Source organism: Bacillus sp. TH17 (assembly GCF_016651125.1).
Classification (GTDB): domain Bacteria; phylum Bacillota; class Bacilli; order Bacillales; family Bacillaceae_G; genus Bacillus_A; species Bacillus_A mycoides.
On the sequence record NZ_JAEKEN010000001.1, the window covers coordinates 4,399,498 to 4,421,960 of the forward strand.

The window sequence follows — 22,463 nt, forward strand, 5'->3', positions numbered from 1 at the left end:
AATTATTTAGATAATTTATAAAATACTATCAAAACATTTAAAACTCTATATTCTCGTTTGTAAATATGAAGAAACTATTTTTCGACATTCAGAAAAAACGGGTTTACTAGGGGAAAAAATGAGCATGCCGAAAATATTCGACATGCTCACAAAACCATTTATATTTCCTGTAAATTATATAAGGATATTAATAACAAAAACTTGAGGTAACATTATCTCAAGCCTTCTTACTTCTCATTTTGCTTCTCATCATTCAGCTTTTTAATATTCGTAATTAACTGTACCATCTCTTCTTTTGCATCTGGATACGTCTCATTCCAATGTTTCACTAAAGCTGGCATCGTCTTAGCCATATAAGAATAAAGTGCCCATTTCTGTACCTGCTCTTTTCGCTCTTCGTTGCTCTCTCCAAGTAATAGTTCCGTGTATTTCTCTAGCAAGCCATCAAACTGCTCATTAAACTTTTCACTCATCTTATTTTCCTCCTATATGAAAAAAGCAGCGAAAATCGCTGCTTTTTCTTATAATTTTGATCGAACAGAGTTTAATTTCTTCTCCATCGTACTTACTTTATCACGGCGATCATCGATACGAATTGTTGTCGCAACGCGCTGTGCACCTTTCGTGTATGGAACTTCATGCATTTGTTGAATGACTTCTAAAATGACAGGAAGATCTCCTTCAATTACTGTATTCATCGGTGTTAATTGATACTTCACGCGATCAGCATTTTTCTCTAGTACCTTTTGTACTTCTGCTACATATTCACTAACACTTGGATTACCTGTTCCTACTGGAATAATCGATACATCAACAATTGCCATAATAATCTTCCTCCTATTACTGCTTCTTATATATCCATTGTCTATTTTACCGAAATTCTCATCATTTTACTAATACGTTACTCTTCTACTTTAAACTGCTCAACCAATCTTTCTAAGTCCTGCATATTCTCTGTCAAACTTTCCATCGTATGAGCTACTTTTTCTAAATGATTCACTTGTGACTCAGTTGCTGCATTTACCTCTTCAGAAACAGCCGCACTCTCTTGACTCGTGCTAGCAATTGTTTGCATAACTTCTGTAATTTCTTCTTGCTCGTGACCTATGTTATTTACCTCTTCTACAATTTTTTCAACTGAGGTACTAATAGTATTTACAACTGACATAATTGTACGGAATTCTGTCTCCGCCTCTGTCGTAACTTTATTTTGTATATCCGCAATGTCTTTCAATTTACTTACAACTTCTACAACTCGTTTTACTTCTAACTGCACATCGCTAATCATTATTGTAATCTCACCCGTTGCCTCTTTTGATTGTTCAGCTAATTTCCGAACCTCTTCCGCAACAACAGCAAAACCCTTACCTTGCTCACCTGCACGCGCTGCTTCAATTGAAGCGTTTAAAGCCAGTAAATTCGTTTGATCCGAAAGACCTTTTATAAGTTCTACCACATTTTGAATCGATCCAACCCTTTGCTCTAACTTACCGGACGCTTCTTCCGTATGAACAACGATAGAAGATGATTGTTCTCTTGTACGAACTAAATTACGCATCGTATTGAGTCCCTGCTTAGATGCCTCTTCAGCTTTGCCAGCCACTCCTTTTATTTCACCAACGGAGTTATTCATTTGTTCCACTGACTGCGCCATATTCTCGAGCTGTTCTGAAACTTCATCTACACTATTAGCAAGAGTAGACGCGCCTCCGCTCACATCATCCATTGCACCTGAAACTTCTCTACTAGCTGCTACAGTTTCATTCGTTAAATAATGCAGATTGTGAGTCGATTTCTGTACTGTCGATACACTATTTTTAATTTTACTTACCATTTCATTCATTTGCTCAACCATATCATTAAAGTGAGTCGTAAGCATACCAACCTCATCTTTACTTGTCACCTTCATTTGTAGTGTTAAATCACCTTCCGCTACTTTTTGAACGTGATTTGTTAATAGTTGTAATGGTCTTGCTAATCTTCTTGAGAATAAATATGATGCTACTATTCCAACCAATAAACTAATACACGCCATTATAATAACTGTATTTCTCGTACTACTTAACAATCCATCAATCGTTTGTTTCGGATAAAAGATTCCTATCTTCCATTTCATCGCATCAAATGACTGACTATAAACAACTACATCTTCACCTTTTAATGTAGTGACAGCATATTTTGTTACCTCTTTATTTAAACTCTTCATAAGTGGCTCTTTAGAAACATCTTTCCCTACTTTTTCTGGATAAACAAGAGCCATATTTTTATCATTTATAATAAACATTTCTCCGTCATTATTGTATTGAATATTGTGAAGCAATTTCTGAATTGTTCCGAGCGATACATCCATCGCAACAACGCCTAATACAGATCCATCTTGAGCTGTAATTGCTTTAGAAACCCCTACACTTAACTTTCCTGTCGCAATTTCATAAGAAGGTTGTCCCCAATGAACCCTTTTCACATCAGCCTCTGAATCTTTATACCACGTTCTTGTCGTTGGATCATATCCTTCTGGCACTTGCCCACCTTCAGCAAGATTGGCACTTAATGTTTTTTTATCTTTCGTACTAATATATAAATCTAAAATACCGGGATGATTCTTTTTATACTCTGCAAACTCTTTCGTTAAAAACGCTTCCTCTTCTGGAGTAACCCCATCTTGAATCATATTACGAATCATCTCACTGTTCGCGTAATACCCCATATCTTCATCAGTTCTTTGAACAAATGTCGTAAGTTGCTCTGTCACAAGGTCCATCGTATTTTGAGAATACTGGTCTAAGGAACGCACTTCCTTTTCTTTCTGTAATTGATACATAGCTGTACCTAATATTACGAACATCATAGAAATAAGTACCGAAAATACTACTGCAATTTTCAAACGTAAACTTCTCAACATATTCCCTCAAGCATCCCCTTCTCGGTAAAATTCAATCGTATTAATCACTATATTAAGTATAATAGATAAATTAGAAAGCTCAATCCATATAGTTTAAAAAATTGAAATTTATTCTCATTTCAATCAACTTACTTGTTATCTCAACACTTGTGTAAAAACAAATAGTTCATTATCCTTAACATATAATCTCATTCGTTCGGAGGGAACTATGCTACAAAAATTCGGTTTCTCACAATATGAAAGCCAAGCTTATGAAGTTGTCGTATCAAGCAATGACCCATTAGATGCAACAACTATCGTTAAACATTCAGGTGTTCCAAAAGCAAAAATATACGAAGTGTTAGCACGACTCATTGATAAAGGGATGGTAATGGATTCTGTTTCTGAAAAGAAAAAATTGTATACAGCATTACCACTCAAGCTAGCAATTGAAAAGTTAACGACAGAATTCCAATCTAATATTAAAGAACTTGAAAATAATATTTCTAAAAAATCATTTACAGATGACCGCGTTTGGAGTTTAAAAATGCAGTCTTCTATTAAAGTACAAAGTAGGCAACTTATAGAAGATGCGAAAGAATCCATACGCATCTCCGCATGGAACGATACCCTTTTAGAATATCTTCCTTTACTAGAACAAAAAGAAAAACAAGGCGTCCAAGTCGAGTCCCTCATAGTTGGAAAAGTGGAAACTGACTTAGAAAACATGCATTTTTTAATCCCAGCTCAAGAACCTAACGCATTAGAGCGTTATTTACTACTCATCGTTGACGATAGTGAAATTTTATTTGCTGGTGTAGAGCAAGAATCATGGCAAGCGATGAAAACAATGTCACAACCTTTCGTGAAGTTCTTTACGGAGTTCTTCTATCATGACGTTGCACTTGCGAAGATTACAGAGAAGCACCATGATCTCTTTATGCAGGATGAGGAAATTAAGGAATTGTTGATGAAGTTGAGATATTAACAAATCCCAAAATCGATTCTACCATTTGAATAGATAATATAATTTTTTATACAAAAAAGCTGTACCAAACGGAGTTTTACATACTCATTTGGTACAGCTCTTTTTTACGCTTTCGCTAATTTAATTTTATGTAGTTGGTTTTTCTGATGGTTTTGATTTGTAAATACAGAACGTTCATTTTACGATTTTTTTTGCTCCTTTATCTCCATCAAAAGCTCAATAATCTTCTCATTTTGCTCTACTTGTTTCTCAGAATTTTGATAGATGAAACGAATCCATCTAAATACAAAAATAATAAGAAATAATGGGACTAAAGAAATTAGAAAACCAATAATTGAAAAATTAGACTCCATATACTATCACCTCGCTATATACTCCCTTCTCCATTTCTCTACTAACCCCTGCAATTTTTCACACAAAAAAGAACCTATCAAATGATAGATTCTTCTTTCGTAAGCTGATTCGAGCGTCCTCTCGTAATAGAGAAAATCGCACAAAGCAGTGCCAATATAATGAAAACGCCGCCTACCCAAGCGTTATATATAACAGATGATTTCTCAATAACAACTCCGCCCACTGTTGAGCCAAGTGCAATTCCTAAATGAAGTGCAGAGTTATTTAAACCTTGCTGAATACCAGCTGATTCTGGCGCAATTTCAATTAAATAGTTTTGCTGTGCTGGCGAAATTGCCCAGCTCAGCATACTCCAAAGCCCCATCATAATAATGAAAAGCGGGAATGAGAATGTCATCATCGGCAACATAAAGATTGCACATGCAAATACGATAATGATGGAAATAATACTTTTCTTCGATCCCCATTTATCAGCAAGCCAGCCGCCAAGGCCACCTCCAAGTACCGCTGCAATTCCGAAAATGAAGTAAAACACACTAATCCAATTTGCTTCAACATGCATCACATCTTTTAGAAACGGCGTTAAATATGCGTATAACGTTAAATGACCTGTTAAAAATAAAAATGATGTTAACTGTGCACTTACAATTTTTTTATCCTTTAACGTAGCAATTTGTTCTCTTATTGATAATACCGATGTCGCTGGTACTTTCGTTAAGAATAATGAAATACAAGCAATCGCCATAACCGTTAATACCGAAATTAATACAAATGGTGCACGCCATCCATATGCATTTCCGAGCACAAGACCTAGTGGTACTCCAAGTACGAGTGATCCACTAATACCCATGAAAATGATTCCAATTGCACGCGCACGAAAATGCGGCTCTACTACACTAGAAGCAAGTGTTACCGATAGTGCAATAATAAGCGAACCACTCGCTGCACAAATTACTCTCGAGAACATTAACATCTCGTAATTCACACTAAATGCCGAAATGATATTTCCAATTAAGAAAATTGATAATGCCACAACATACAATTTCTTTCTTTCAAACTTGCCTGTTAATGCTAATAAAACCGGCCCTGATAGAGCGAATACTACTGAAAATATTGTAATAAGCTGACCAGCTGCACTAATCGACACACCTAAATCATTAGCAACTAAATCAAGCGTTCCTCCTATAATTAGCTCAACCGTTCCGACTACGAAAGCCGCAATAGCTAAAATATATACACGAAAATTCAAGCCTTCCCCCACACTTTCTCTTTCGGTTACTACCATTATAGTAACCAAAAGAGAAAGTGGACGCAAGTACAAATTTTTTTACAGCAAAAAAGCAGGCATATTATACGCCTGCCCTTCAATCATTAAACTCCAGTTTTTTTCTTCTTATTTAAGTACCAATACACCGGAAGTCCAGTAAATACCATTCCAATTGATAAGAAACAACTTACCGGATCGTTAATAATCGCACTTCCAAGTACAAACAGTGACCCTAAAATCGCAACGATTGGTACAATCGGGAATAACGGTACACTATATGCACGCTCTTTATCCTTGTTACGTCTTCGTAAAATGAAGACACCAATAAACGTCATTACGTAGAAAATATAAATAATGAATACGGAAATCTCAGATAGCTTATTCGGATCACTAATAAGCATTAAAATAATTCCTAAAATGATTTCAACAGTAATCGCATTTGCTGGTGTTTTAAATCTCGAATTTTCTTTTGCAATAAACTTAGAAAACGGAAGGTGTCCACGCTCTGCCATCGACATCGGAATACGTGGGAACGTTAAAATCTTTCCATTTAAACAACCGAAAATAGAAATGATAATACCGATACTAATAATTTTCCCGCCATATTCTCCAAGTAACATACCCGCAGCTGTCGCTGTTGCATTTTCTCCAAGGTCTACAATTTTCGCTGCTGGTAATACATTTAATAACGCTAAGTTAATTAACACGTAAGCAGCTGTTACAATTAAAATCCCAACTGTCATTGCCTTCGGTAATAACTTTGTTGGATTCTTCATTTCTCCGCCAATAGAAGCAAGCAAAATCCAGCCATCATAGGCAAATAAAGTTGCTAAAATTGCCATCCCGATACTTTGATTTTCTGATATCGGTACAACTACGTTGAAGATATCACTATTCCCTTTCCAAAACCCTAGCACAACAATTAATATAATTGGAATCATCTTCCCAACTGTCGTAACCGTTTGGACGATGCCCCCATATTTTGTTCCCAAACTATTTATAACGCCTAGGAACACAACTGTTCCAATTGCGATTGGTAAATTCCAGACTTTATCTAAGTAGAAAAAATTGATCATTAAAGAACTAAAATACAAACCTAACGTTCCAATAATAGCTGGTCCATAAACAATTGTTTGCATCCAGCCAGATAAATACCCCCAAAAACTTCCGTAAATCTCCTCTAAATACGTATACAACCCACCATTTTTCGGAATTTGCGCTCCAATTTCGGCTACTGTTAAACCACTTGCTAACGTCAACAGACCACCAATTACCCAAGCAAGAATAGCCATATTAGAACTCCCTGAGTAATCTAATACGCTCCCTGGTTTCATAAACACACCAGACCCAATAATAGTTCCTACTACGATAGAAAGTGCTACTGTTAAACCAATTTTGTTTTTCTCATCATGATGCATGCTGCGTATCCTCCTTCCAATTCTAGTGTGATGCAAAAATGAAATAAAAAAACACTCCTCCCTAAAAAAGGGACGAGTGTTGTATTCGTGGTTCCACCCTTGTTTCAATTAGTAAAGTGACACGCTTCACCAATTTCTCAAGTCTAAATAACGGTTTTTGCCGGCATGCAATTACTAGATATACGTTCACTGCTGCAGTTCAGAGGTGGTAATCGATTTTCCCGTATTAGGAAGCTCACAGCCAAAGGCCTCCCTCTCTGATAATCGTAAAAAACTGATCATATCCTCATCATCACTTCTTGATGTCGAATTTTGTAGTTGTTTCCCATTATATTGAATTGTTAGAAAAAATCAATATATTTTTTATATAACATAAGAAACATTTCTCTTCTTATATTATAACAGAAGTTCCGACACTTCTCTAATTCCCTAAAAATGGTACAATTCATGTAGGAGGTGTACTAATAATGATTGCTATTTTTTGTATCAACGCTACGGTTCTTTCTTTTATATTCGCTATCATGTATCGATATAAGTATCCTGGTTATAGCATTTTAGCGGTAGCTATTATACCAGCTGCTTCCTTCTACGTATTAGGTAAATACCAATATACTGAAGTGTTTATCGGTTTTGCAATCGTCTACTGCATCTTTGGATACATACTAACAATGAAAAGGATTTCGATAAAGTGAAACTTTAATCAATGGGGGTTTTCCATCTCCCACTGATTATTAGCCTTCACCAATCGGGCGTTTACGGGCAGTTGATCTCCCACCTAACTTCTTTGCTCTAATCCAATTTTGAGGTGGGTGTCTTACTGCCCGTTAATGCGGGATGAATCATTAAAAGGGACCGATTTCTGCTTACAGAAATCGGTCCTCGCATTTGTCGTATGTACCTTTCGGTTGCCCACACGAAAGATACTACATAGTTCAATTATTTATCATCTTTTTTCATAAAAAATTTATGATTTGGAAGATCCACATTTAAATCTGTTAATTGTTTCTTTTCCTTTTCTAGAATCGCTTTCGCTTTTTCTTTTGTCACCTCATCTAAGTTTGCAAAGATGTCTTCATGCTTCCCTTTCTCTGGAAGATTCACACCTAGTTTTGTCAATTCTTCTTTCGCTTGCTCGCGAGTTAATTTCCCGGACTTTTCTTGCTCAAAAATAGACTTCGCTTTTTCTTTTGTCGCCTCATCTAGATTCGCGAACATATCACCGTGCTTCCCTTTCTCTGGGAATTTCACACCTAGTTCTTTCAACTTCGCTTTCGCTTGCTCATGAGTTAGTGTTCCAGACTTTTCTTGCTTCAAAATTGCTTCCGCTTTTTCTTTTGTCGCCTCATCTAAATTCGCGAATATGTCACCATGCTTCCCTTTCTCTGGAAGCGTTACTCCTAATTCTTTCAATTTCTCTTTCACTTGCTCATGCGTTAATGCTCCGGACTTCCCTTGCTCAAAAATGGACTTCGCTTTTTCTTTTGTCGCCTCATCTAAATTCGCGAATATATCTTTGTGCTTACCTTTCTCTGGGAATTTCACGCCTAGCTTTGTTAATTCCTCATTTGCTTGTTCGCGAGTTAATTTCCCGGATTTTTCTTGCTCTAGAATCGACTTTGCTTTTTCTTTCGCCTGATCATCTAGTCCTGCAAACATTTCCTTGTGCTTACCCTTCTCTGGGAATTTCACACCTAATCCCTCTAACTGTTTCTTTGTATCATCCATAATCGTTTTTACTTTTTGTTTTGTTGCTTCATCTAAATTCTTCTTCGCAGTTCCTTTTGTAACTTGCTCAGCTGCTGGAGTATTAGTTGCCGCAAACGCTGGTATACCAGCTCCTCCTATAATTCCAAATGATAAAGCACCTGCAATTGCTAAATATCCAACTGTTTTCTTCTTCATAGGAAATTTCCTCCTTCATATTTCTAAAGCATGTACACTTTCGTATACAATGCCAATAGTAATGTTGGTTTCTTAAAATTTCCTTAACGATTTAAATAAAAAACACCGCTCATCACGAGCGGTGTTTTTCTAAGCTTTTTGTAATTGTAATTCTTCACGTTCCATTACTTTTCTTAATACAATTGTTTGTGTCATTGTAAATAAGTTACCTGTAATCCAATACAGCACCAGTCCTGATGGCGCCGCAAATCCCATAAATAGAATCATTGCAGGCATCATAATTTGCTGTATTTTCAGCATTTGAACTTGTTCTCCAGGCGTTACATTTGATTGGAACACCTTCATTTGAATAAATGTTGTTAACGCTGCGATAATCGGTAATATATGATATGGATCTGCATGTCCTAGGTTCACCCATAAAAATGAAGATGTACGAATCTCTTCAGTTCGGCTAATCGCATAATACAAAGCAGAGAAAATGGGCATTTGTATAAAGATTGGCCAGCACCCAGCTAACGGATTCCAACCGCCTGATTTCATTAGTTCTGACATTTCTTTTTGATACTGCTTTTGTTTTTCAAGATCTTTACCCACATCACCGTATTTCTGTTTCAGCTTCTGTAATTCAGGTTGCATTTTTTTCATTTTCGCTTGGCTACGATATTGCGAAACAGCTAATGGAATCATTGCTGAACGAATAACGAGCGTCATGATAATGATGGCAATCCCGAAGCTAGCTCCAGGTATATGATGAGCAACAAATTGAATCATAAATGAGATTGGATATACGAAATAATGGTTCCAAATTCCCGTACTATGTGAATCAATTGTACCTGCATTGCTGCAGCCAGATAAAACAAAAACAAGTAATAATGATAAACTAATGAGCCTAGCTCGGTATGATTTTAACATGTTCATTCCTCCAATGTTTCGTAATTAATTAGCGAAACATTGGTGTATACGGACCTACCTCGTCACTCTCTCCACTCGATTCTTGTCTGCGGACAGAACGAATCATTCCATATTTATAAAAAATAGAAAATAGCGGTACATTTCTTGTACCCTCTTCACACGTATCTACTAGTTTAAAAGCTCTCTGTCTACCGCTCGATGCTTGCTGACGCACAAAGCGAGAAACGTTAGCAAGAAAAAAGACTTCTAATACACAAAGCGCTGTCGTTACAAACGATATATATAGAATTGCATCCTGCAATAAAAATTCCATCGCTTCACATCCTTAATAAAGTCATTTTAGCATATTCAGCAAACATTCTCTATTTCCTTTTGTTCTCAAAAGTTTTTTTGCATATTTTCTCAAAAAATTATGCTAGAAAACCAATGTATTCGCTTTCTTTAGTATATTCACACGTATCTTTGAATAGGTTTAATTTGTTAGAAATTTATAAAATTTTTGCATTATAATAAAACTATTGCCAGTTTTTGAAAAAAGCTTTATTCTCTTCTTGTAATCAAAAATGAATATGGAGATGAAACATACTATGGGTCAACTAGGAGACGCCGATTACGTTCCCGACACCGCCTTTTTATCCTTCCCAGCAGCTAAAACATTTCATTTAGAATTTATCATACAGTTAGTTGTTATTTTTATAGCTTCTATTTTGTATGCAATTTCTATGAATATGTTTTTTATCCCGCATAATATGATTAGCGGTGGGTTCGCTGGTGTAGGGATGATTATCGGTTATTTAATGCACTACAATATCGGAGCACTTATCTTTTTACTAAACATTCCGCTTCTTATTTTAAGTCACTTTTACTTAGGAAAGAAGACAACCTTTTTAACGGCATACTTTGTGGCTGTATCATCTTTAGCGATGAACATTATCCCAGTACACCAAGTTTCAGACGATATTTTACTGTCTTCTGTATTCGGTGGTGTCATCTGCGGTGCTGCCTCAGGAATCATATTCCGATTTGCTTCTTCAACAGGTGGTTTTGATGTTGTTGGATTGATTGTAGCGAAACATCGCGATGTTTCAATTGGAGCAATCATCTTTGGATTCAACTTAATCTTACTTGTTGCAGCAGGATTTATTTTCGGATGGGATATTACGCTTTATACGTTAATTAGTCGGTTTGTAGTCAGCAAAGTAATTGATGCCGTGCATACAAAACATATTAAATTAACGATAATGACAATTACAGAAAAAGGTGAGGAAATAAAAAGCTCACTATTACATCACGGCATACGTGGCGTAACAATGGTAGATGCTGTCGGCGGCTATACAAACCATAAGAAAAAAATGATTTACACTGTCGTAACTCGCTACGAGTTGGGCGAAATGAAACGTATTATCCGCCAAGTGGATAATAAAGCATTTATGAACATTACTGAAACAGTTGAAATTGTCGGCCGTTTCAAACGTATATAAAAAGGCGCAAGGAACTACAATTCCTTGCGTTTTTTATTTTTTACACTTATTACAAAATCAGATAATTCTATTATTGTATCACTAAATATGTTATAATAAAAATAGACTTACAAAAAAGAGTATATAGACTTGGAAGTTTCTCTTATTTTTATAAGCAAAAAGAAACGAGCAGTCGGGTATATTTCAGACACCATACACGTAACGGTTTAAAAAAACCGATCATCTTAGTTATTCTTCACTGATCTTTTTATAAAAGATACGTACAACTAAAATTCACTTCAATATACTATACCTACCTTTTTGACTTCCAAATCATCTTATTACATAAGGAGATGAACATATGAATCAATATATACGATACACACTAGCTGTCCTATTTGCCATCGTCGGCGGCGTGATCTGTTTCTGGACAAACACAGAGCTTGGAGAGAATATCATTTTTAATGGAATCGAAACCCTTGTAAGCGCTTCAATTTTAGGCGGATACATTTTCTTCCTCTTCAATCCAGAAGAAAATGCTCAAAAAACAATGTTATTAACAATGATCGGAATCGTTGGTGGATGTATTTCCTACTCAATGACAAACTATACATTACCACTTCAATTAAGCTCAGCTTTCTTCCACGGTCTATGGACTTGGTTTATCGCATTCTGCCTAGCAGACGTATTCAATCTATTACAGGACACTGAAGAAGAAAATGGTCGTCAAATTGAAAGTAACTCGTAAGCTGGAAGAAATTCTTCCAGCTTTTTTGTTTACTGTTCTTTCCTGTTCATACCCCATCACCAAAATAAAAAGAAGTTACCTCCGCGGCAACTTCTTTCCCATATACCCCACTTAGTATTCAATTAAATATATCGACGATTTTTAAAATATATCGATCGTTTCTCCACTTATATCAGCGATTTTTTCATTATATCGACGGTTCGACACTCAAAACGCACAACATGCCTATCCCCCAAGTAACTTACTGCCGAACTCAACGATTAAAAAGATAATTAATAGGATCGCGAGTATCTTTAATGCTACATACGCCACTTTAAAAACAGCATAAATGAGCAAGACTATCAAAATAATCGATAAAATTTCCATATGTATCTCCTCCTATCTCTTTTATTCTACCTGTACTTCGTTTTTTATGAAATCGAATAAGATGACATATAAAAAAGAGGATACCTCACCCATCGTAAGATACCCTCGCCTGTAGCTGCTCAAACCATTCTCTCTCTACTTGTAAATATCCCATTCCACTCTTCTCAGCACTCTCTAATTCCTTATCAGCTTTCTTCATATAACAGCGGGAAGCTTCCATATCGTCCTCTAAATATTTAATAATTCCTTGTGTACGGTAATATCCGTTTAAATCCATTTTGGTAATGGCCTTTGCATGTTCCTTTGCTTCTTGCAGAGAAAGGCTATCCATCTGATAAAGAGCTTTATATAAAAGATACCAACTATGAAAACTACCAACGAAAAATTTATTTTCCTTCGTTACAGATAGCTGAACAATTTGTTCTATATACGGTATCGCTCTTTCCATTCCCTTTTGATCAGCTCGGGCATAAAAGACGAGCATAAGTCCGCTCATTATCTCTCTTATACTTTTATCCTCTTTTAATTTTTCCTCACTAAGTTCTACTAATCTCTCATCCCAATCTTTCGGTCTTTTATAACTAAATAACTCACTCGATATTTGAATCGTATATAAATGCTGCTTAGCTTTTTCATCATCTTTAATTAAAATGAGAAATTGCATGCCATCACTCAGAAGCGTTCCTTTTATCGGCACGATTGTAACTGCAAAAATCACAAAGTGGAAAACGGAAAAATATAAAAGATATTGATAATAGCTCACCATGTATATGTAACCTGAAGTAATACCGAATAATAAACTCATAATTGGTCCGCCTAAAGTCATCCACGCCCATTTCTTTGAAAGGTTCGGTGTCTCTATAGAAGACGGTGCTAACATCACCACACCACCAAAGTACGCCCATAATTTATTTTCTCGAATGCGTAATTTCCCCTTTTCTTTTTGAACAGTGATAGGTCCTACTGTCATAAATTTAAAATTCAAACCACCTATCAAACCAAATACTACGTGCCCTAGCTCATGAATGGCTAACACTAATAATACAATTCCAAATACTGCCCATATATTCAACATTACTTCTAATTTCCCAGTTCGAATTACTCCGTATAAAATGGACAGAACTAGCGCCGCCGTCATGGAACCAGCTGGCCTTCTTAAAATATCCACCTTTTTCTCCCCTTAATAAATCATTTTTCTCTGCATTTCGTACATGAATTTTCCGAGATGCAATATCCAAATAAATGAGATTAAGCCAATTAATACAAAATCGATATCACTAGCCGCTGTATATATAACGGCAGCCCACCATACATATGCCAATATTGTATTCGTAAATTCATATGCTTTATATCCAGCCTCATGCACAATGTGCTTTAATCCTTCATCTGCGTTTTTCGTCCACATTTTCATAGATTCCATATATGTTACACCTTGTTCAGGATATAGCTTATTATAACGATTTTTTGTTATGAGCCCGATAACCACTACAATAGTTAAACAGACAATAGAAGCTACTAAATTCCACACTGCAAATGACACATTTGTATCCTGTAACAGTGCACGTCTACATGTAATAACTGCATATACAAACCATGCCTGCGTAACTATATCACCTACACGTAAATATATACTTATAATGCCTAATTTTCTGCCTTGTACGCTCTCTTCTTCATCGCGTGCCTCCGCTAACATACGTGTATTCTTCCAAGTGTAGTACATCATTAAGATTCCAAAAATAGTACATACACCTATAAATGTATTAGATGATAATTTTCTCGGTTCATTCGAGAGTAAATTTAAAGCTATATAGGATGTTAAAAAACCACCCATCATACTTAATGCTATTTTCCCCACAAAATCAAATTGTTTTTTTCGTTTACTCTTCATCTTCATCGTCCTCTTCCCCCTCCACTAACATAAATATCTCCTCCACCGGCGCTCCAAAAATTTGTGCGATTTTTAGCGATAACACAATAGATGGTGCATAATCTCCGCGCTCAATTAAACTAATGGTTTGCCGTGATGAGCCAATCGCTTTCCCTAAATCCCCTTGTGATAAACGATGCTTTGCTCGAAATTCCCTCACTCGATTTTGAAGCTTCATGTCTTCCCTCTTTTTCATTTATTTAATTAAAATTGTAAATAATATCCTTATATTTGTCAATTATAATTGTCATTTTGACGTAGATACATGTCAAAAACGAATATATATTATACTAAACATAACGTATATAATAATCTTCAAGAACTACATAATTGAGGTCAACGTAAACTTCCTTATTACTGAAAATAGCACCTACCAAGGTTATAGCACTGGCTTTTCTAGTGAATTTAATAAATATGAACCCCTTTCCGAACTAAGCGACGATACGTATGAACTTTCACCTAATAGAACGGGAACGCATTATATACCAGCCACCGGTGACGGTATCGATGGAAAAATAAAAGCAAACTGGAAAATACAATAAAAAAGGCAGTGCTTTTGCACTGCCTCCCTAAAATCTGACATAGAATGGATTCCATATTAACTTGCGTTTTGTAAAAATACTCGTTTTAGTTGTTTGCGGAAACGAACGCTTAACGTAATTGCTACAATGACAATCGCTCCGAAAATGATTTTGCCGATATGATCTCCCAGTAATCCGAAAATATCATGTAAGTTACCACCTAACCAGTAGCCGCCAATTAAGAAGAACGATACCCAGAATAAAGCACCTGAATAAATTGTAATTGCAAAGCGGCGAAACGGTAAGTTAATGATACCTGCAAAGTATCCTGTAAAATGACGTACACCAGGAATGAAGAAGCCAATAAAGATAAGGAAATATCCATATTTATCGAACCACATTCTCGTTAAATCAATTTTTCTTTGTGTTAAAAATACGTACTTCCCGTATTTTTGAACAAAAGGCATACCAAGCTTATTACCTAAAAAGTATTGAATCGTCATTCCTACACTTGTCCCAATAAAGGATAGGATAATTAAAATAGGTAAACTTAGATCACCCTTCTGTGCTAAAAACCCCGCATATGCTAATGTTGGCTCTCCCGGAAACGGAAGTGCAATATATTCTAACAGCAGGCCTACAAGTACTACATAATACCCATATTGCTGAAATAATTCATGAACCCATTCCATGTCATCTCCCCTTTCATTCACGTACAACTTGTTACTATTATTGTATAAAAAAATTGTCGAAATAACTATCACAATAGCTTACATTTTTATTACATTTTTGTAAGGCTCATTCTAAAGTTTTTTGTTCTCTATTTACTTATATCTATTAGCATTTAAAAACAAGCTAACAACTATATACCACGCGAAGGAAATCCATTAATATACATTTTTCATCCGGTTTTTAACACTCAAAAACCACCTTATTTTGTTCTCTATAAAAAACCACCACAAACTCATATGAACTTCATATTAGCTTCATATACGTATTGTAAGATTATATCGGAATTTGTTGAAAAATTTAGCTAATATATGACTAAACATTAAACTGAATAAATATAAGTCGCTTTTCGAAATTGAAAAAAGGGTGAATAAGAAATGGAAGCTTATAAAATGCACGATTTTATTAATACAAATGTTGAATCTCATCAAAACGAAACCGTTTTTAATTTACAAATATGTGAAACAAATGAATTTGACGTAAGTTTAACAAAATCTACAACGCTGTCTTTTATCGTTTCAAAAAAGAACATTAAGATCGTCACGAGAAAATGGGTTAATTCAAATCAAGAAAGCATGATTGGCAAAAGCTACATCATTCCAACGAAAGCTTTTCACTATTTCTTACCGATTATTTCTGAAACTGAAGATGAACTAAATATTCGAGTTCAAAGTTTTGGACTACATGGTGAGCTTTTATTAAATGAAAGATTACTTATTGATAAAAACAACAAATGCAATACAAAGATTACTACCTTCTTTGAAACATTAGATGAAAATGTCAATCAAGCATTACGAGGATTACAAATTCATTGTATGTAAGACTACTACAATAAGTAAAAGGAGAATATAATGAAAAAACTATTATTAAGTGCGCTATTATCATTAGGATTTTTAACTCTTCCATTCACTACTGCAGAAGCAGCTACGACGAAAGATCAGCTTATCGTAAACACAAAAATAAATAAAATGGATTATTATCAAGATGGAAAATTCATAAAAAGTTTCACTGTCGCTACTGGAAAAGCAGCAACACCAACACCTAAGGGTACTTTTCAAATCGTAAATAAAATTAAAAACCGTCCTTACTATACAGGAAAAATTAAAGGCGGCGATCCACGTAATCCACTTGGGGACCGCTGGCTCGGATTAAATATGGCAGGAACTTACGGAACAACGTATGCGATTCATGGAACTAACAATAATCAAGCAATCGGGAAAGCAACAACACTTGGTTGTATTCGTATGTTTAACAATGATATTCACTGGTTATTTGAGCGCGTTCAGCAACAAGCTACTGTCACTGTAAATTAGCCTAAGAACAAGATTTATGTGTAGCCAAGAATTTTATGTCTTGGCTTATTTTATTTATTCATTTACAGTAGCAAAACAACTGTATTTACATATATAATAAAAATAGATTGCATTCAACATCATCGTAACATTGATAAACATAGATATTAAAATTATACAGTTATAATATTTTATAAATTTTACAATACATACTATAATAGAACTACTGTAATTCTGAACTATTCAGTGACACTAAACAATCCCCCTTGCTACTTTCATTACTATTTTATAGCGGGGGCTTATTATATGTATAAACAATCTGAGTCATCCAAAAAATGATGAATTCGAATATTGCAGTAAAAAGCGTTATTTAGGAGGTGTTACTATGACGCATATACTGGTGATTGAAGACAACCCAGATATACAAGAACTTATTCGTGAATTTCTAATGGCACAAAACTTTACTGTTGATGTAGTTGGTGCTGGAACAGAAGGCATTCTTCTTTTCCAAAAAAATTCATACGATCTTGTCCTCCTCGATGTAATGTTACCAGATATAGATGGCTATAGTATTTGTAAAATTATGAGAGGACAATCTGATGTACCAATCATTATGTTAACAGGCTTACATAATGAAGAAAGTGAAATTAAAGGATTTGAGTTAGGTATTGATGACTATATTACAAAACCGTTCCATTACACCGTATTTATAAAACGTGTAGAAGCTGTATTAAGAAGGGCAGCAACAAAGGAAGCAGAAGCTGCAACTATACTACAATTCCATGAATTGATGTTAAATTCTACAGCATATGCCGCTTATGTTCATGGTAATCAAATTGAATTGACCACAAAAGAATTTGAAATTATATATACTTTACTGCAAAATCGGGGAAAAGTACTATCAAGAAGTGATTTGTTGAATAAGGTATGGGGCTATGAACATTATGGTGATGTGAGGGTTATAGATACACATATTAAAAACTTACGAAAAAAATTAGAAATTCCTTATATTAAAACGGTGAAAGGCATTGGCTACAAAATCGAATCGTAGCAAAGACAACATCACCAAAAATATATTCATCAAAACCTTATTATTTTGTATTCTGTTATCACTTTGTCTTTATCAAATTATTTATTTTCTAGCCTCGAATTACGATAAAGATCGTTTGAAAGCTTCTGGAACGCAAACTGCGGAACAAGCGGAATCAGACAAACAAAACGACCAAAGTAAAACAAAGCAAAATAAAGCTGTGTCAGAGAGTAGCATCTCTAATTTTCAATCTTCTCAAATAGACATGAAAGCACTCTCTACAGCCATCAATCATCTTTTGCAGCCTAGCCAAACTGCAAAAGCAAAAGAACATGCACAAAATATTCCGGGGAAAAGTAACACAACGTCTTCACTTACAGAAGCGGAAAAGCAAGTTACTAACAATGATGCCTTACATACACAAAATGCAGCAAGTAAAGCAAATGATACACATGATAATCCAAAGTTAACAGATGTGTTGCAGCAGTTAGCTCCACATATTGGGGCGACAATGCTAGCATTATCTCTGCTTGGATCTTTAATCTACGCAAAAATAATCGCCAAACCTTTCCGATATATGAGCGATGCTTTAAAAGATATTATGAATCTTGATTTCTCAGATAAAAAGCTACTTAACAAAAATACAGATCAAACAGATTTTAATTTGCAAGTAGCTGCCTCACAAGTACCTACTATTGTGAAAAATTTACATGAAAGCAATCAAGATTTAAGAAATGAACTCAAGAAGGAACAACAGTTAGAACAATCTCGTAAAGAATTTATGTCTATGATATCCCATGAATTAAAAACACCAATCGCAGCCGTTATGGGACAACTCGATGGCATGATTCACGGAATTGGCGCTTATAAAGATAGAGATAAATATTTAAAACGTTCATATGAGATGATGCAAGATATTAACATATTAACGGAAAAAGTGTCAGAATTATCCAAAATACAAAACCCTCAATTTAAACCAAATTTAAAAGTTATCTCATTAACTAATATTATTGAGGACGTTATAAAGAAAGTAGATTATTTTGTATCTGTAAAACAATTAAATGTTCAATCTAACATTAAACAAGATGCACAAATTTTAGCTGATCCTAAATTTATGCAAACTGCTATTTTTAACATTATTTCAAATGCAATTCATTATACAATTGACCATCAGCATGTATATATAAAACTTTATGAAAAGCCAAACGGTTACGCATTAGAAGTATTAAATACAGGTTCTCAAATTGATGAAGATAAACTTGCCCATTTATTTGAACCATTCTATCGCGCAAATCCTGACAAACATGGCTTAGTACAAGGTAGTGGTCTTGGGTTATATATTGTAAAACAAATATTAGATAAACATCAGTTTCCTTATGGAATACAGAACACACCTCAAGGTGTAAAATGCTCCATTGTATTCCCAAAAGCAATGTAAAACCTACTCTAATTTCATACCCCAAATTCATACTTCGTATGAATGGCGGAATTTTGTAGAGTATCTTACTCTGTTTCGTTCGCCCGTTATCCTTATTTGGATAGCGGGCGTTTTTTATTATTTAAAAGGAGGATTTTTATGGAGAAATTTAAGTATTCATTACTAGTTTTATTCGGCGCTTGTAGCTACGGCGTACTTTCAACTATTTTTAAACTCGGATTCATTGACGGATTTTCCGCACACCAACTACTAGGAGGGCAATATGTCTTCGGATGGATTGGGCTCCTTTTACTCGTTCTGTTCTTTTCACGTCATAAAGTATCAAAAAAACAATTCTTTTCGTTACTAACAGTCGGCACAACAATGAGTATGACAGGTATTTTCTATGCTATTTCCGTAGAAGAATTGCCAGCCTCTATCGCTGTCGTTTTACTCTTTCAGTTCACTTGGATTGGTGTAGTCATCGAAGCAATTGCCAACCGGACATTCCCAAGCCGTGAGAAAGTTATATCTATTATTATTTTATTTACTGGTACATTGTTTGCTGGTGGAGTATTTGAAGGTCTTGGACAAAACTTTTCTACGAAAGGTATTATTTTCGGACTATTAGCTGCCGTCTCTTTCTCATTCTATGTATTTGTAAGCGGGCGCGTTGCTACAGATGTTCCGCCTTATACGAAAAGCTTTCTTATGACAACGAGTGCTACTCTTATTGTATGCTTATTTTTCCCGCCTACCTTTTTAACGGACGGCGCTTTACAAGCAGGCCTATGGAAATATGCTTTCTTCCTTGGACTGTTCGGGGTTATTATACCTGTCATTTGTTTTTCAATTGGTGTACCAAAAGTCGGAACGGGACTTGGTACAATATTAGGTGCAGCTGAATTACCAACAGCAATTATCGCTTCTATTACACTTGTTCATGAAGTTGTATCGCCAATGCAGTGGATTGGTATTGTGGTTATATTACTCGGTATTTTCACACCACAACTACTTACTGCTAGGAAAGAAAAAAAACATAATCGTGTGCATAGTGCGTGACAACATCAACTTGTATATAAATGTGAATAAAGTTACGATATGTTAAACTTTATTACTCAAAATAACATATGATATTGCGGCTATTATTCTCGTAATCCTTGCTGTGCTTTTCTTTTTGAAAGATAAGAAAGAGGGTTATACAGCATAACAAAAGACCTTTCATTTATTTGAAAGGTCTTTTCCTTATATTTCACTTTACCGCTCCATATAACTTCTCTACCTCATGTTCAATTTGTTTTACATCGATTCGCTCAAATAATGGCTGTACATTATCAATTCGGTTTGGCAACGTATTTTGAGGTTCCCAATTTACTTTAACACTCGATAATGTATTTCTAACTCTTTCACTTGAAAACGGTAAAAACGGTTCAAGCAGTTGTGCAAAGTTTGCTATTAGGTAAACACAATTATAAATTGTTTCCTCACATGAAACTGGGTCGTCTTCTCTTTGTTTCCAAGGCTGCTTTTCATCAAAGTATTTATTTGCAAAGCGTACTGCATCAAATATTGTTTCTAGTGCCACCTTAAATTTAGTTTGTTCAATCGCCTCTCCTACACTTTTATATAATCCTTCTACTTTATCTTTCAGCTCTAAATCAATACTTCCCTTCGGTACAGCACCACCATAATATTTTTCAATAAACTTTAATGTCCGGTTCACAAAGTTCCCGTATGCACCTAACAATTCACTATTATGACTGTAAATGAATTCACGCCATGAAAAATCAGTATCACGATTTTCTGGTGCGTTAACTGTTAAAAAGTAACGAATAGAATCGGGATTGTAGCGTTCCAATATATCAGGTACCCATACTGCCCAGTTTTTACTTGTCGATAATTTTCTTTTTTCTACTGTTAAATACTCATTCGAAACGATATGACGCGGGATCGCTTCTTCTCCTATTCCAAGTAATACCGCTGGCCAAATGATTGAATGAAACGGAATATTATCCTTACCATGTACATAATATGTTTTCGCTTCTTTATCCCAAAACTCTTGATCATCTTTCCCTGTTTCTTCAGCCCAATTTTTACTCGCCGAATAATATCCTGTCACTGCTTCAATCCATACGTAAATTTTCTTATCTTCATATCCTGCCACCGGAATTGGTACCCCAATTGGTAAATCACGTGACACTGCCCTATCTTGTAATCCTTCCTTTAAATATCTCTCTGTTAATTGAATTGCATTGTCGCGCCATGTTCCTTTCTGCTTTGCAATTTCTACGACCTCTTTAATTTGCTGCTGAAATTTATGCAATGCAAAATAGAAATGCTCTGTTTCCTGTACTGATGGCGTACTACCACATAACTTACACTTCTTTTCTAACAAATCGAGTGGATCTAAGATGGCAGAACAAGCATCGCATTGATCTCCTCTTGCTGCCTCATGACAATGTGGACAAAGGCCTTCTACATAACGATCTGGTAAAAATTGCGTACACGTTTCGCAATAAGCTTGTTCAACTACTTTTTTATAAATATAGCCTTCTTCTAATAAACGCAAAAAGACTTTTTGAACAGTTTCATGATGATGCTCACTATCTGTACGTGTATAGCAATCATAAGTAAAACCAAGGCTACGAAAACATCGCTCAAACTCTTCGTGATACTTATCAGCAATTTCTTTCACCATCACACCGTCTTGCTTTGCTCTAATTGTAATCGGTGTTCCATTACAATCACTTCCTGAAACATACAACACATGCTCACCTTTTGCCCTGTAATAACGTGCTAAAATATCTCCTGGTAACAAACTAGCAATGTGTCCAAGGTGTAACGAACCATTTGCATACGGCCAAGCGCCTCCAATAAAAATACTCATCTTATATTCCTCCTTTAAAATATAAAAAGCCCCGCCCTTATCTTAAAAAAGATAAGGGCGGGGCTGTATAAACAGTCGCGGTACCACCTTATTTCGTCAGTCATTCGCATAACTAACCTTAACAAGTACGGAGCTATATGCTCTTATACTGTGGTTTTGATAACGAGTACCAACTCTCGTCGCCGCCTACTATTATCATCTGATAAGTTCAGGACGAAGCTCAAAGGCCATTGTTCAAATGAATATTCTTGCTTCTTCTCAGCTACCGAAGCTCTCTGGAAAGAATGGTTCCATTCTACTTTTCCTTTTCAACGCTTTTATGTATAAAACGTATTTTACGACTTAACAACAGAAAAATCAAACT

At 35.4% G+C, this 22,463-nt stretch carries 23 protein-coding genes and 2 other annotated features; of the genes, 9 read left to right on the plus strand and 14 right to left on the minus strand.

Annotated features, from left to right (window positions below; all coding sequences use genetic code 11):
- Nucleotides 1–227: 227 nt before the first annotated feature.
- The 3 genes from JFT95_RS22765 to JFT95_RS30240 all read right to left on the minus strand — a co-directional run bounded on the left by JFT95_RS22765 (nt 228) and on the right by JFT95_RS30240 (nt 2,902).
- Nucleotides 228–473, minus strand: coding sequence for a YusU family protein (locus tag JFT95_RS22765; RefSeq protein WP_201053302.1), 246 nt, complete (start codon nt 471–473; stop codon nt 228–230).
- Nucleotides 474–521: 48 nt separating this feature from the next.
- Nucleotides 522–824 carry an MTH1187 family thiamine-binding protein gene (locus JFT95_RS22770; protein ID WP_001018862.1) on the minus strand — a complete coding sequence of 101 codons (303 nt, stop codon included), beginning with the start codon at nt 822–824 and terminating at the stop codon, nt 522–524.
- Between the two features lie 77 nt (nt 825–901).
- On the minus strand, nt 902–2,902 hold the full coding sequence (locus JFT95_RS30240) for a methyl-accepting chemotaxis protein (protein ID WP_201053303.1): 2,001 nt from the start codon (nt 2,900–2,902) through the stop codon (nt 902–904).
- 208 nt (nt 2,903–3,110) lie between these two features.
- Between JFT95_RS30240 and JFT95_RS22780 the strand changes: the two genes are divergently transcribed.
- A complete protein-coding gene (locus JFT95_RS22780; protein WP_002034606.1) occupies nt 3,111–3,869 on the plus strand; it encodes a TrmB family transcriptional regulator in 759 nt (252 codons plus the stop codon).
- Between the two features lie 430 nt (nt 3,870–4,299).
- On the opposite strand, the gene JFT95_RS22785 is transcribed toward JFT95_RS22780, so the two are convergent.
- Both JFT95_RS22785 and JFT95_RS22790 read right to left on the minus strand, forming a co-directional pair.
- Nucleotides 4,300–5,484: an MFS transporter gene (locus JFT95_RS22785; RefSeq protein WP_201053304.1), complete on the minus strand. Its 1,185-nt coding sequence runs from the start codon at nt 5,482–5,484 to the stop codon at nt 4,300–4,302.
- 110 nt (nt 5,485–5,594) lie between these two features.
- Entirely contained in the window at nt 5,595–6,908 is a 1,314-nt protein-coding gene (locus JFT95_RS22790; protein WP_201053305.1) for an APC family permease, read from the minus strand.
- A 65-nt stretch (nt 6,909–6,973) separates the two neighbouring features.
- Nucleotides 6,974–7,210: a binding site (T-box leader), on the minus strand.
- 165 nt (nt 7,211–7,375) lie between these two features.
- Here JFT95_RS22790 and JFT95_RS22795 point away from each other — a divergent pair.
- Nucleotides 7,376–7,600, plus strand: a complete 225-nt coding sequence (locus JFT95_RS22795; protein ID WP_201053308.1) for a hypothetical protein — start codon at nt 7,376–7,378, stop codon at nt 7,598–7,600.
- Between the two features lie 244 nt (nt 7,601–7,844).
- On the opposite strand, the gene JFT95_RS22800 is transcribed toward JFT95_RS22795, so the two are convergent.
- From JFT95_RS22800 to JFT95_RS22810, 3 genes are all read right to left on the minus strand, one after another.
- Nucleotides 7,845–8,810 (minus strand): hypothetical protein, encoded by a 966-nt coding sequence (locus JFT95_RS22800; RefSeq protein WP_201053309.1) that lies wholly within the window; start codon nt 8,808–8,810, stop codon nt 7,845–7,847.
- 129 nt (nt 8,811–8,939) lie between these two features.
- Nucleotides 8,940–9,722, minus strand: coding sequence for a membrane protein insertase YidC (yidC, locus tag JFT95_RS22805; protein ID WP_002015966.1), 783 nt, complete (start codon nt 9,720–9,722; stop codon nt 8,940–8,942).
- Between the two features lie 28 nt (nt 9,723–9,750).
- Nucleotides 9,751–10,035, minus strand: coding sequence for a hypothetical protein (locus JFT95_RS22810; protein ID WP_002015967.1), 285 nt, complete (start codon nt 10,033–10,035; stop codon nt 9,751–9,753).
- A gap of 274 nt (nt 10,036–10,309) precedes the next feature.
- On the opposite strand from JFT95_RS22810, the gene JFT95_RS22815 reads away from it, so the two are divergent.
- Together JFT95_RS22815 and JFT95_RS22820 are read left to right on the plus strand one after the other, a co-directional pair.
- Complete coding sequence (locus JFT95_RS22815; RefSeq protein ID WP_000530031.1) at nt 10,310–11,203, plus strand: YitT family protein; 894 nt, start codon at nt 10,310–10,312, stop codon at nt 11,201–11,203.
- A gap of 340 nt (nt 11,204–11,543) precedes the next feature.
- Nucleotides 11,544–11,930, plus strand: a complete 387-nt coding sequence (locus tag JFT95_RS22820; RefSeq protein ID WP_002034640.1) for a DUF3938 domain-containing protein — start codon at nt 11,544–11,546, stop codon at nt 11,928–11,930.
- 225 nt (nt 11,931–12,155) lie between these two features.
- On the opposite strand, the gene JFT95_RS22825 is transcribed toward JFT95_RS22820, so the two are convergent.
- From JFT95_RS22825 to JFT95_RS22845, 5 genes are all read right to left on the minus strand, one after another.
- Nucleotides 12,156–12,296 (minus strand): DUF3985 family protein, encoded by a 141-nt coding sequence (locus tag JFT95_RS22825; protein WP_000404757.1) that lies wholly within the window; start codon nt 12,294–12,296, stop codon nt 12,156–12,158.
- Between the two features lie 85 nt (nt 12,297–12,381).
- Nucleotides 12,382–13,434, minus strand: a complete 1,053-nt coding sequence (locus JFT95_RS22830) for a site-2 protease family protein (RefSeq protein ID WP_063218142.1) — start codon at nt 13,432–13,434, stop codon at nt 12,382–12,384.
- Nucleotides 13,435–13,476: 42 nt separating this feature from the next.
- A complete protein-coding gene (locus JFT95_RS22835) occupies nt 13,477–14,184 on the minus strand; it encodes a DUF3169 family protein (protein ID WP_033713416.1) in 708 nt (235 codons plus the stop codon).
- The gene (locus JFT95_RS22840) at nt 14,174–14,419 is read right to left on the minus strand and encodes a helix-turn-helix transcriptional regulator (protein WP_002067963.1); all 246 of its coding nucleotides are present in this window, start codon (nt 14,417–14,419) and stop codon (nt 14,174–14,176) included. Before JFT95_RS22840 ends, JFT95_RS22835 begins: the two co-directional genes overlap by 11 nt.
- A 402-nt stretch (nt 14,420–14,821) precedes the next feature.
- Nucleotides 14,822–15,436 (minus strand): DedA family protein, encoded by a 615-nt coding sequence (locus JFT95_RS22845; RefSeq protein WP_002129815.1) that lies wholly within the window; start codon nt 15,434–15,436, stop codon nt 14,822–14,824.
- Between the two features lie 414 nt (nt 15,437–15,850).
- Between JFT95_RS22845 and JFT95_RS22850 the strand changes: the two genes are divergently transcribed.
- The 5 genes from JFT95_RS22850 (at nt 15,851) to JFT95_RS22870 (ending at nt 20,274) form a co-directional block, all read left to right on the plus strand.
- Nucleotides 15,851–16,294 (plus strand): DUF3978 family protein, encoded by a 444-nt coding sequence (locus JFT95_RS22850; RefSeq protein WP_002034632.1) that lies wholly within the window; start codon nt 15,851–15,853, stop codon nt 16,292–16,294.
- Nucleotides 16,295–16,324: 30 nt separating this feature from the next.
- The gene (locus JFT95_RS22855; RefSeq protein ID WP_002015973.1) at nt 16,325–16,786 is read left to right on the plus strand and encodes a L,D-transpeptidase; all 462 of its coding nucleotides are present in this window, start codon (nt 16,325–16,327) and stop codon (nt 16,784–16,786) included.
- Between the two features lie 364 nt (nt 16,787–17,150).
- Nucleotides 17,151–17,816, plus strand: coding sequence for a response regulator transcription factor (locus JFT95_RS22860; RefSeq protein ID WP_000148832.1), 666 nt, complete (start codon nt 17,151–17,153; stop codon nt 17,814–17,816).
- Nucleotides 17,794–19,233, plus strand: coding sequence for a sensor histidine kinase (locus tag JFT95_RS22865; protein ID WP_012261947.1), 1,440 nt, complete (start codon nt 17,794–17,796; stop codon nt 19,231–19,233). The genes JFT95_RS22860 and JFT95_RS22865 overlap by 23 nt, the downstream gene beginning before the upstream one ends.
- Before the next feature lie 138 nt (nt 19,234–19,371).
- A complete protein-coding gene (locus JFT95_RS22870) occupies nt 19,372–20,274 on the plus strand; it encodes an EamA family transporter (RefSeq protein ID WP_002015976.1) in 903 nt (300 codons plus the stop codon).
- Nucleotides 20,275–20,464: 190 nt separating this feature from the next.
- Here the strand turns inward: JFT95_RS22870 and metG are convergent, their stop codons facing one another.
- On the minus strand, nt 20,465–22,099 hold the full coding sequence (gene metG, locus JFT95_RS22875) for a methionine--tRNA ligase (RefSeq protein WP_201053311.1): 1,635 nt from the start codon (nt 22,097–22,099) through the stop codon (nt 20,465–20,467).
- A gap of 50 nt (nt 22,100–22,149) precedes the next feature.
- Nucleotides 22,150–22,420: a binding site (T-box leader), on the minus strand.
- Between the last annotated feature and the right edge of the window lie 43 nt (nt 22,421–22,463).